Source organism: Peribacillus sp. JNUCC 23 (genome assembly GCF_053653995.1).
In genome coordinates, this window is record NZ_CM132202.1 from 601,224 (window position 1) to 612,256 (window position 11,033).

Genomic DNA, 11,033 nt, shown 5'->3' on the forward strand with positions numbered 1-11,033 from the left:
GGAGGTAAAGGATAATGAATACAGCTATTAGTGAAACAAAGACAGATAAAGTTATTAAAACTTTTATTTATATTTTTCTAACTTGCGCATTATTAATCGTCATGTATCCATTGATCTACATTATTAGTGCATCAGTGAGTGATCCGGCATCTGTAAATTCAGGGGAAATGTGGCTTCTACCGAAAGGATTCACTTTAGAAGGTTACAGGATGATTTTGGAGAATAATGCTATTTGGAGAGGTTATCTCAATACTATTTTTTATACTGCACTTGGTACGTTCATTAACCTAGCAGTTACTATACCAGCAGCTTATGCACTATCACGTAAAGATTTGGTTGGTAGAAATGTACTTATGGGTATTTTTGTAATAACTATGTTCTTTAGTGGTGGATTAATTCCAACGTACTTAGTTGTAAAAAACTTGGGGCTAATTGACACGATCTGGGCAATGGTTTTACCTAACGCGGCGGCTGTATGGAATATCGTTATTGCGCGTGTGTTTTTTCAGGTTTCGATACCAAAAGAATTGGAAGAAGCGGCGATTATTGATGGATGCTCTAATTTTAAGATGTTTATTAAGATTATCTTACCTTTATCAGCTCCAATCATAGCCGTCATGGCATTATTTTACGGCGTTGGCCATTGGAATGGCTATTTTAACGCATTGATCTATTTATCTGATAAAAGTCTGTATCCGCTTCAATTAGTCTTGAGAGAAATTCTTGTCCTGCAAGAAATGTCATCTCAGAACACAAATATGACAGGTAGTATGGCTGAGGCGTTGCATAGCAAGCAACAACTAGCCGCTATTATTAAGTACGGGGTAATGATTGTATCCACATTACCTATTATCATTGCGTATCCATTTTTACAACGCCATTTTGTTAAAGGCGTCATGATAGGTTCACTCAAAGGATAAGCAAAATAATCATAGGAAAAAGGTTATTTATAAGGGGGTGATCACGTATTAGAAGACGCACTATCTGGGTGGGGAGACATACAAAACTCAAAAAGTGAAGGGGGATTTACAGATGAGAAAAGCATTAACATTACTTTTACCAGCTGTTTTTGCAACATTAGCACTAACCGCGTGTTCATCAGACAAAGAAAAAGACACATCAAAAGCTGCAGCTGTTGAAGTAAATAAAGACGGTTTTCCGATTGTAGACGAAAAATTAGAATTAACATTGATGGCACCAGGTACTGGTATGCAGGAATGGAAAGACATGCCTGCTTTAAAAGAATATGCAAAAATGACCAATATGGACTTTAAATACATTACACCTCCATTAAGTGACTTTCAAACGAAATTAAATTTAGCATTTGCTAGTGGAGATATAGCTGATATTATCTATGCAGCTGGTACATCTAACTTAACTCCTGCAATGGAAGTTGATTATGGTGAACAGGGAGTATTAATACCTTTAGAGGATCTTATAAATGAACATGCTCCTAATCTAAAAAAGTTACTTGAAGAAAGACCTGATGTCAGAAAGTCTATTACTACAGTTGATGGTCATATTTACTCATTGCCAATGGTAGATTCAGAAACATCAGGTAGTTCAGCGAGTTGGTTTAAAGGACCATTATGGTATAACGGTCGATGGCTAGAAGCATTAGGCGTTAAGGAGCTTCCCAAGACTACAGATGAATTTTATGAATTATTAAAACGATTTAAAACAGAGGATCCTAATGGTAATGGCAAAGCAGATGAGATTCCATTACTTGACGTTAAAATGAATAGTTCTCGTGCATGGTTTTTAGCGGCATTTGGCATGAAAGAATGGGGTATTGAAGAAAATGATGGAACCGTTAGATATACACCAGTTGAAAATGAGTATAAAGAATATTTAACATTTATGAATAAACTTTATAAGGAAAAATTATTAGATCCAGAGACATTTTCTCAATCAGATGAACAGAAAAAAGCAAAAGGGCAGTCTAATAGACTAGGGATATTCCCGGATTGGTTCTCATTCTTTACAACAGGTGAAACGGAAGAAGTGGCATTGAATAATCCGATGTTTTACCCTTTAACAAGTTCTGTATCAGATGAAGTAGTCGTGCCAATTAGATCAGGAATGACAAGAGGTACTTTTTCTATCACGAAAAACAATCCAAATCCAGAAGCATCAATACGTTGGATTGACTACTTCTATTCACAGGAAGGTTTTGAATTCATAAATAAAGGTCCTGAAGGATTACTTTGGGAGTGGGTTGACAAAGAAGCAGGTACAAAAAAACAAGCTGAATTGCCTAAGGAGTTTGAATCAATGGAAGATTATCGAGGTACATTGACTCCTGATTATGCAATTGCTACTCCATCCTTAAGAGGGCCAATTCAAGGATTTGGGGAAAAGTCAGACTTTGAAAAATTCATTAATTCAGAAACATCGGAAAAGATTGCTCCTTTTGGTGAAGTTCCTTTTCCATACGTTTATTTAACTGCAAAGGAACAAAAACAAGTTAATGCGATTGAGGTTGACTTACGCTCTTATGTCGAGCAGATGGAAGCAAAGTTCATTACTGGTGTTGAACCATTATCAAATTGGGGTAATTATGTAGAAACAATTGAAAAGATGAAAATTGACGAATATATTGAGATTTATCAAGGTGCGTATGATCGTTGGGCTAAAAATAAATAATCCTATATTTATATAGAAAAATAACAGTTTGCTGGTACTTAAATACCGTGCTAATTGAGCTCTCATGATAATTAAAAAGATGACTCGTATGGCCCTTTTGGGAAATATTCATACGAGTCATTATCAATAGAAATAGTCTAAAGGTAGAGTTGACTAGTTAAACATAAAATGTAATTTAATCGAATGACAGTCATCAAGATTACATCCATCATGTATGAAAATCCAGATAGTATTTCTGGTACGAATACAAAGGTGTAAGGGGGATATATGAGATGAAAGTAGGATTAAGCACGTATAGTTTGCTAGATGCCATTGAAGCTGGAGAAATGGATGTACTAGATGTTGTGCAATGGATTGCCGACAATGGTGGAGAGCATATGGAAATTGTTCCTTATGGTTTTAGTTTAGTAGATAATTTAGAACTAGCAGATAAAGTGCGTGATAAAGCAAAAGAAGTGGGGATCGAACTATCAAACTATTCGATTCCAGCAAATTTTGTCCAAGAAACAGAAGAAGAATTTGAAGCGGAAATTGTACGATTGAAAGAACATGTTGATCTTTTAAAACGAATGGGTATCAGACATATGCGTCATGATGTGACAGCGTTTACACTCCCGCGTGAAAAAATGACAATTGAATACTTTGAAAACAGTCTACCACAAATCATTGAAGGGAGCCGTCGCATTGCTGACTATGCAGCACAATTCGAGATTACAACAACGATAGAAAATCACGGTGTTGCTGTTCAACACAGTGATCGCGTCCAACGCGTGCTCCATGCAGTTGATAGGCCTAACTTTAAAACAACATTGGATATAGGGAACTTTATGTGTGTTGATGAAAATTCTATTGTAGGTGTGAAGAAGAATCTGCCATATGCATCACTTGTTCACTTTAAAGATTTTTATTTTCGTCCTTTTTATGAAGATCCTGGTGCAGGAAAATGGTTTAAGACGTCAAATGGTAATTTCCTAAGGGGGGCAATTGTTGGACAGGGTGATATAGCAATAAGAGAAATTGTTAAACTTATTAAGGAATTTGGTTACGATGGTAATATTACATTGGAATTTGAAGGAATGGAAGAATGCAAGGAAGCATGTAAAATTGGAATGGATAATCTAAGACGCTTTTGGAAAGAGGCTTAAATAGTATCAGGTTAGTTACATTTGTGATAGGGATTTTCAATTGTGATTTGAAAACCCTCTATGCTAATTTGTTGTATTGCTCAAGAGTCGGATGCTTGAATTGTTAAATCGGAATTCGGGAAGAAGTTTAACAAGAGAAAAGAGGATAAGGAAATGGGGAAAATAAAAGTTGGTGTAATTGGAGCAGGTTCTATATCAGACATGCATTTTGAATCCTACAAAAATAATAAGGATGTTGAAATCTATGCCGTTTGTGATATTAACGAACAAAGAGCACAAGAAAAAGCAGAGAAGTATGGTGCTGAAAAGTATTATAAAAAATATCAGGATTTATTAATTGATCCTGAAATTGATGCTGTAAGTATTTGTACATGGAATAACTCCCATGCGGAAATATCAATTGCTGCATTACAAGCTGGCAAACATGTATTAGTAGAAAAACCACTTTGTAAAACAGTAGAGGAAGCACTTGAAATAGAGGAAGCAGTTCAAGAAAGTGATGGAAAAACCCTTCAAGTTGGCTTCGTTCGCCGTTTTGGCACCAATACTCAAGTGTTAAAAAAATTCATTGATTCAGGTGACCTTGGTGAAATCTATTATGCAAAAGCATCTTGCATTAGGGCTTTGGGTAACCCTGGAGGCTGGTTTGCTGATAAAGAACGCTCAGGTGGAGGTCCGTTGATCGATTTAGGTGTTCATGTTTTAGATTTATGCTGGTATTTAATGGGAAAACCGAAAGTTAAATCAATTAGCGGAAACACATACAATAAACTGGGAAATCGTTCAAATGTTGAAAATAAAACCTTCTATAAGGCGGCAGACTATGATCCAGATAAAAATACAGTAGAAGATCTAGCCAATGCAATCATTCGATTTGAAAATGGTGCATCTTTAATGGTTGATGTCAGTTTTACGCTTCATGTGAAGGAAGAGTTAATCGCGGTTAGCGTGTTCGGTGACAAAGGTGGTGCAGAAATTGAACCTAGACTTCAACTTGTAACGGAAAAAAATAATACTATTTTAAATATTACACCACAAATTGATTCATTATCATTTGATTTTAATAAAGGATTCCAAAATGAAATTGACCATTTTGTATCTTGTGTAAAGGGTGAAATGGAAACAATCAGCCCCGTTCAAGATGGCGTAGAAATTATGAAAATATTGGCTGGTATTTATGAATCTAGTGAAAAAGGTATGGAAATTTACTTCGATTAACGGCGGCTAAAATAAGGGGATGAAAAACAAATATTGAAAGTCATTAAAAAAAATAGTTCCATTTTTTTAGATATTGAAAGGGCACTAGTAGATACATTTACAAAATACTGATTTTTTTAAATATTAGTATGGTATTTAGCAAAAAATATTTTGAGGAGGAAAATAAAATGTCTGAAAAATTAAAGGTAGCGATTATTGGGTGTGGAGGAATTGCGAATGGAAAACACTTACCGAGTCTTAAGAAGCTTGAACAAGTAGAAATGGTTGCATTTTGTGATATTGACATAACAAAGGCAGAGAAAGCTGCGAAGAAGTATGGAACACTTGAAGCAGCGGTGTATAAGAATTATCAACAATTATTGAAAGACGAATCCATCGACGTGGTCCATGTCCTCACACCAAATATTTCTCATGCGGAAATTTCAATTGCGGCCATGGAAGCTGGCAAGCATGTTATGTGTGAGAAGCCGATGGCAAAAACGACTGAAGAAGCTAAGTTAATGGTTGAAACGGCAGAACGTACCGGTAAAAAGCTAACGATTGGATATAACAATCGCTTTAGACCAGACAGCCAACATTTACACAATGTTTGTAAACAGGGTGACCTAGGTGAAGTGTATTACGCAAAAGCACATGCCATTCGCCGCCGAGCAGTACCAACTTGGGGCGTATTCTTAGATGAAGAGAAACAAGGTGGCGGCCCGTTAATTGATATTGGGACACATGCTCTCGATTTAACATTATGGATGATGGACAATTATAAACCGAAATCTGTGATGGGAACGGTTTATCATAAATTAGGGAAAAAGAAGGACGCTGCAAATGCTTGGGGCCCTTGGGATCCAGAAAAGTTCACGGTTGAAGATTCTGCGTTTGGGTTTATTACGATGGAAAATGGAGCAACCATTGTCTTAGAGGCAAGTTGGGCTTTGAATACCCTTGATGTGGATGAAGCAAAATGCTCGCTTAGTGGTACGGAAGGTGGAGCTGATATGAAAGACGGCTTGCGTATTAATGGCGAGAATTTTAGTAAACTGTATACAACCAATGTGGAGTTAGGTGCTGGTGGTGTTGCCTTTTATGATGGAAAGGAAGAAAGTGATGCTGATCTAGAAGCGAGACTTTGGATCGAAAGCATTATTCATAACACAGAACCGATCGTGAAACCGGAAGAGGCCTTAGTCGTTACACAAATTTTAGAAGCCATCTATGAATCTGCCAAAACGGGTAAAGCCGTTTATTTTGAGTGAAATGCTAGTAGAGGTTCTTAAAGTACAGAAGGCAGAAGCATTTTCCGTATGAATTAATTTGGATTTTATTTCGAGTTTGTTAAGGAGGAAAAAAAATGATTCATGTTGCTTTATTAAGTAGATGGCATGTACATGCTGATGATTATGAAAGAGAGATCAGGGAGAATGAACATCTATCTGTCCAAGTTGTGTGGGATGAAGATATGGAACGAGGTAGAAAATGGGCGGAGGAGCTTGGCGTCCCGTTTGAACCAGATCTACAATCCGTTCTAGCCAATCCATCTATAGATGCGATCGTTGTCAATACACCTACTAATCTGCATAAGGAAATCATTCTTGCTGCAGCAAACAATAAAAAACATATTTTCACTGAAAAGGTATTGGCGTTTTCTGTCAAAGACTGTGAGGAAATATTTGATGCAGTCGAGGTACAAGGAGTTAAGCTAATGGTTTCTTTACCAAGACTAACGAGAGATTATTATTTATATGCCAAAAAGGTAGTGGACAAAGGCTGGCTTGGTCGATTGACGATGATTCGTTGTCGACTTGCTCATAATGGAGCGGTTGTAGCGGATGGGAGAACACAGGGGTGGTTACCTGTACGATTTTTTGATAAAGAACAAAGTGGTGGAGGTTCATTGATTGACCTAGGGGCACATCCGATTTATTTGACGAACCGTCTAGCTGGACCCGTACAGGCTCTACATGCACGATTACAGCAAACAAAAAAGCTCGGAGTGGATGATAACGCTGTTGTTTTAGTAGAGTATGAATCTGGTGCGCTTGGTGTTATTGAGACTAGCTTTTTATCAAATGGAAGTCCGTTTCAGTTAGAACTGTATGGGACAGAAGGAACACTGCTCATTGAAGATGAAGACATTCGTTTGAAAAGTAGTCAGCTAGGAGATGGAGAATGGATACATCCAGAAGAAATCGACTCGTCTTTACCAATGCCACTAGAACAATGGGCAGCGTTCATTAAAGATGGAACGGTACCCACGATTACAAAAGAAGATGTGATTCATTTGACTCTAATGAATGAAGCCGCTGCATTGTCTGATCAAGAGAGTCGTCGAATTGAAATAAAAGAAATTACGGGGGAATGAAAAATGAACAATGTCCTTCGAGTTGGAATTATCGGAGCAGGTGGTATTGCAAGAGTTGCACACATACCTAATTATCTGAAGCACGTTGATAAAGTGAAAATAGTAGCTGTTGCTGATGTCGTAAGAGAGAACGCAGAACAGTTGGCGAGCAAATTCGACATTGATAATGTCTTTACGAGCTATGACGAAATGTTAAATACTGTGGAGCTTGATGCAGTAAGTGTCTGTACACCGAACAAATTCCATGCAGAAGCGACAATAGCTGCACTAAAAGCAGGGTGTCATGTTATTTGTGAGAAGCCACCTGCAATGACAGTTGAAGAAGCGGAGAAAATGGCTGCAACGGCACAACAGGCTGGAAAAATATTAACATATGGTCTGCATTATCGTCATACACCAGAAGTTGAAGCGTTAAAAAGGTTTATTGATGCGGATGAATTGGGTGGTATTTATGCTGCTCGTGTTCATGCGATCCGCAGGCGTGGCATTCCCGGTTGGGGTGTTTTTACCAACAAGGAATTACAAGGTGGGGGACCACTTATCGATATAGGTGTTCATATGTTAGATACTGCCTTGTACTTAATGGGATATCCAGAGCCAGATACTGTATTTGGTGTGGCATATCAAAAGCTTGGGAACAAAAAAGGTGTAGGCCTCTCAGGCGAATGGGATTGGGAGAACTTTTCTGTAGAGGATATGGTACGTGGAATGATTACCTTTAAAAATGGTGCATCAATTATCCTAGAAACAGCATTTGCTGCAAATATCGAACAACGTGAAGAAATGTCCGTATCCTTGATGGGAGATAAAGGTGGTGCAGATGTATTCCCACTGAAGATTTATCAGGAAAAACATAATACACTTATCGATATTACTCCAGCATATCTTCCCAAAGTGGATGCACACGGAATTCAGATGGAATCTTTTGTTAATTGTTGTTTAACGGGAAATCAACCGATAAGTAATGCAAAACAAGGGGTAGCGCTGCAAAAAATTATCAACAGTTTATATGAATCTGCCGAAAAAGGAAAGGCTATTAAGCTATCTAGGACAGTTTAACCAACCAATAATAATTAAAATTGATTCTCAAACTATGCCACGCAATTAATCAGGGCCACCAAGTCACTAGTATTTTGGGGGATTTGTAATGCCTAAAAATTTTTACAGAGGAGAATGGCGATGGGGAAAATTGGACTTCAGTTATATTCAGTTCGTGAAGCGGCAGGAGAAGACTTTTTAGGTACAGTTAGTCGAGTTTCTGATATGGGGTATGAGGGAATTCAATTTGCGGGCTTTTTTAAAACACCTGCAAAGGATTTGAAAAGGATTTTGAATGAAAGGAGGATTAGTACAGCAGGAAGTCATGTAGGACTGGATGTATTGATAGGTGACAAGATCCAAGAAACCATCTCTTATAATCTTGACATAGGTAATGATCTGATTATTTGTCCATTTCTACCAGAGGAATCAAGAAACACGAGCGATGATTACCAGAGAACGGCTGAGCAGTTTAATAAAATAGGTCAAATATGTAAGGATAATGGGTTGACGTTTGCTTACCATAATCATAATTTTGAATTTGACACTTATGATGGGATCACAGGATTTGATCTGTTATTTGGAAATACGGACCCCGCCCTTGTGAAAGTTGAATTAGACTGTTATTGGGCCACGTATGCTGGCTATGATCCAAGAGATATAATTAAGAAATATGGAAATCGTGTTGTTTCTCTTCATATTAAAGATATGAAAGAGGAAAATGGTAATAAACGAAGTAGTGAAATAGGATCGGGAACACTTGATATTGACGGTTTGCTTCAAGTAGGCAATGAGTATGGCGTAAATTGGTTTGTCGTTGAACAAGAGCAATTTGATGGTGATCCGATGGTGAGCGCAAAGTTGAACATTGATCATTTAACTCAACTTTTAAAATGAGATTAGTAATAAACGGAATAAAAGGTTGCTGCACTAAAAGCATTATGAAATAGTTGTGACAAGATGAGAAACGCACACTTAAATTTAATAAAGGGAGAAGTTCAAAAAAATTCATGAAGCATCTGTTTTTATTTTTAATGGGATTGCATTGAAATCTTTTGTCGCGATATATAAAACGTTGTTAAGATTCGGTTCACTTAACAGCGTTTTTTTTAAGTGAGTAATTGAATTTTTTGGATGATTAATTCTTTGGATTTAAGGTCAGCGATCCAGTAAATAGAGCCAGTAGAAACGCAGAAAAAGAAAGGAATAATTAAGAATGAGAAGTACAATGAAAGTGTGGTCCAGATAATAAGAAGGATGAAAGAATTTCATAATATGAAACCTTTGCTTCCTGAAAGTCTCCGTGTACAAAAAAAGGAGTACCTCCCCAAATTCCTCTATCATGTTTAGTAACGACACTTAAACGATATCAGAATGGAGGGGACTCCCTAAGTCTATTATACGAAAGGAAACTTGTTTGGTATGCAAGAGTTACATGAAGTGGAATCAACAAAACGATTTGAAGTCATCTTTTCAACGTTAAACATAGATCGATTGTTATTTGATCAATTATTTTAAATGCTGAAAGTCGTGTCATTTAGGAGGACTTATGAAAATCTCTTCCTGAAGAGAAGTCATTAGTTGAGAACCGTTCTTATTATCATCATTAAAAAATTCGACTGATTCTTTCGATTTCATCTGGTGTCAGCACAACTTGTAAAGTGTTGAGATTCCGACTTACTTGTTCAGGCTTCTTGGCACCAGGAATCAACACATCAATTGCTGGTTGCTGCAAATACCAAGAGAGGACAACATCTGCAACCTCTGCTCCTTTATTGTTAGCAATTTCACGAACTTGTTCGACCTTTTCAAGATTACTAATAAATGTGTCACCTTGGAAAAGCGGATTTTTGGCTCGTCCATCATTAAAAATGGTGTTTTTATCATATTTCCCACCAAGTAAGCCGGAAGCAAGTGGGAAATAAGGAATAAAGGAAATATGATTCTTTTTTGTAAAAGGAAGTAAGTCTTTTTCTGCTTCGCGTTTAAAAAGATTATACCACCCCTGATATACATCCACATAACCATCTTTATTCGCTTCGATTAATTGTTCCAATGAAAAGTTAGAAACGCCAATTGCACGGATTTTCCCTTGGTCTCTTAACTCTTTTAATGCGCCCACTGCTTCATCTTTTGGTGTAGCTTCATCTGGAAAATGAATATAGAACAAATCAATATAATCCGTTTGCAACCGTTCTAAGCTACTTTCCACTGCGTCTCTTAAGAATGCTGGGGAATTATCAAAAATCACTTTTCCATCGACAAATTTATGAGCACCCTTTGTAGCGATCACAATATCTGAACGATTTCCTCTTTCTTTAATCACTTCACCAATCAATTCTTCAGAACGTTTTGGCCCATAAATATAGGCTGTATCCAGAAAATTAATCCCGCTTTCAAAAGCAGTTCTGATTACATCTTTTCCTGTGTCCTCATTTAAATGAGGGTAAATATTGTGACCGCCAACTGCATTTGTCCCAAGTCCAATCGGGTTTACATATAAATCTGTTTTTCCAATTCTTACTTGTTGCACCATTTCCACACATCTCCCTTTTTTTCATTCACATGTATCATAACAAAAAGTAAGTTCATACATAAAATAGTATGCTTTTAATTCAGATTATTCTTAA

Annotated in this window: 9 protein-coding genes; 8 read left to right on the forward strand and 1 reads right to left on the reverse strand. The window is 37.1% G+C overall.

Going from position 1 to position 11,033, the window contains the following annotated elements; all coding sequences use genetic code 11:
* Positions 1 to 14 precede the first annotated feature (14 nt).
* The 8 genes from JNUCC23_RS03015 to JNUCC23_RS03050 all read left to right on the forward strand — a co-directional run bounded on the left by JNUCC23_RS03015 (position 15) and on the right by JNUCC23_RS03050 (position 9,300).
* Positions 15 to 920: a carbohydrate ABC transporter permease gene (locus tag JNUCC23_RS03015; RefSeq protein WP_403074856.1), complete on the forward strand. Its 906-nt coding sequence runs from the start codon at positions 15 to 17 to the stop codon at positions 918 to 920.
* 112 nt (positions 921 to 1,032) lie between these two features.
* Positions 1,033 to 2,646, forward strand: a complete 1,614-nt coding sequence (locus JNUCC23_RS03020; RefSeq protein WP_403074852.1) for an extracellular solute-binding protein — start codon at positions 1,033 to 1,035, stop codon at positions 2,644 to 2,646.
* A gap of 272 nt (positions 2,647 to 2,918) precedes the next feature.
* Complete coding sequence (locus JNUCC23_RS03025; protein ID WP_454214231.1) at positions 2,919 to 3,791, forward strand: sugar phosphate isomerase/epimerase family protein; 873 nt, start codon at positions 2,919 to 2,921, stop codon at positions 3,789 to 3,791.
* Between the two features lie 153 nt (positions 3,792 to 3,944).
* Positions 3,945 to 5,009: a Gfo/Idh/MocA family protein gene (locus JNUCC23_RS03030; protein WP_454214233.1), complete on the forward strand. Its 1,065-nt coding sequence runs from the start codon at positions 3,945 to 3,947 to the stop codon at positions 5,007 to 5,009.
* A 167-nt stretch (positions 5,010 to 5,176) separates the two neighbouring features.
* A complete protein-coding gene (locus JNUCC23_RS03035) occupies positions 5,177 to 6,259 on the forward strand; it encodes a Gfo/Idh/MocA family protein (protein ID WP_454214234.1) in 1,083 nt (360 codons plus the stop codon).
* A gap of 95 nt (positions 6,260 to 6,354) precedes the next feature.
* On the forward strand, positions 6,355 to 7,365 hold the full coding sequence (locus tag JNUCC23_RS03040) for a Gfo/Idh/MocA family protein (protein WP_454214236.1): 1,011 nt from the start codon (positions 6,355 to 6,357) through the stop codon (positions 7,363 to 7,365).
* Positions 7,366 to 7,368: 3 nt separating this feature from the next.
* The gene (locus JNUCC23_RS03045) at positions 7,369 to 8,424 is read left to right on the forward strand and encodes a Gfo/Idh/MocA family protein (protein WP_454214238.1); all 1,056 of its coding nucleotides are present in this window, start codon (positions 7,369 to 7,371) and stop codon (positions 8,422 to 8,424) included.
* A gap of 120 nt (positions 8,425 to 8,544) precedes the next feature.
* Entirely contained in the window at positions 8,545 to 9,300 is a 756-nt protein-coding gene (locus JNUCC23_RS03050; RefSeq protein WP_454214240.1) for a sugar phosphate isomerase/epimerase family protein, read from the forward strand.
* A 709-nt stretch (positions 9,301 to 10,009) separates the two neighbouring features.
* On the opposite strand, the gene JNUCC23_RS03055 is transcribed toward JNUCC23_RS03050, so the two are convergent.
* On the reverse strand, positions 10,010 to 10,939 hold the full coding sequence (locus JNUCC23_RS03055; protein WP_454214242.1) for an aldo/keto reductase: 930 nt from the start codon (positions 10,937 to 10,939) through the stop codon (positions 10,010 to 10,012).
* Positions 10,940 to 11,033: the final 94 nt, after the last annotated feature.

What these genes read in the sequence shown, in the direction of transcription:
- JNUCC23_RS03045 (WP_454214238.1), top strand. Translation starts at nt 7,369, where the DNA reads ATGAACAATGTCCTTCGAGTTGGAATTATCGGAGCAGGTGGTATTGCA.
- JNUCC23_RS03025 (WP_454214231.1), top strand. Translation starts at nt 2,919, where the DNA reads ATGAAAGTAGGATTAAGCACGTATAGTTTGCTAGATGCCATTGAAGCT.
- JNUCC23_RS03030 (WP_454214233.1), top strand. Translation starts at nt 3,945, where the DNA reads ATGGGGAAAATAAAAGTTGGTGTAATTGGAGCAGGTTCTATATCAGAC.
- JNUCC23_RS03035 (WP_454214234.1), top strand. Translation starts at nt 5,177, where the DNA reads ATGTCTGAAAAATTAAAGGTAGCGATTATTGGGTGTGGAGGAATTGCG.
- JNUCC23_RS03055 (WP_454214242.1), bottom strand. Translation starts at nt 10,939, where the DNA reads ATGGTGCAACAAGTAAGAATTGGAAAAACAGATTTATATGTAAACCCG.
- JNUCC23_RS03050 (WP_454214240.1), top strand. Translation starts at nt 8,545, where the DNA reads ATGGGGAAAATTGGACTTCAGTTATATTCAGTTCGTGAAGCGGCAGGA.
- JNUCC23_RS03040 (WP_454214236.1), top strand. Translation starts at nt 6,355, where the DNA reads ATGATTCATGTTGCTTTATTAAGTAGATGGCATGTACATGCTGATGAT.
- JNUCC23_RS03020 (WP_403074852.1), top strand. Translation starts at nt 1,033, where the DNA reads ATGAGAAAAGCATTAACATTACTTTTACCAGCTGTTTTTGCAACATTA.
- JNUCC23_RS03015 (WP_403074856.1), top strand. Translation starts at nt 15, where the DNA reads ATGAATACAGCTATTAGTGAAACAAAGACAGATAAAGTTATTAAAACT.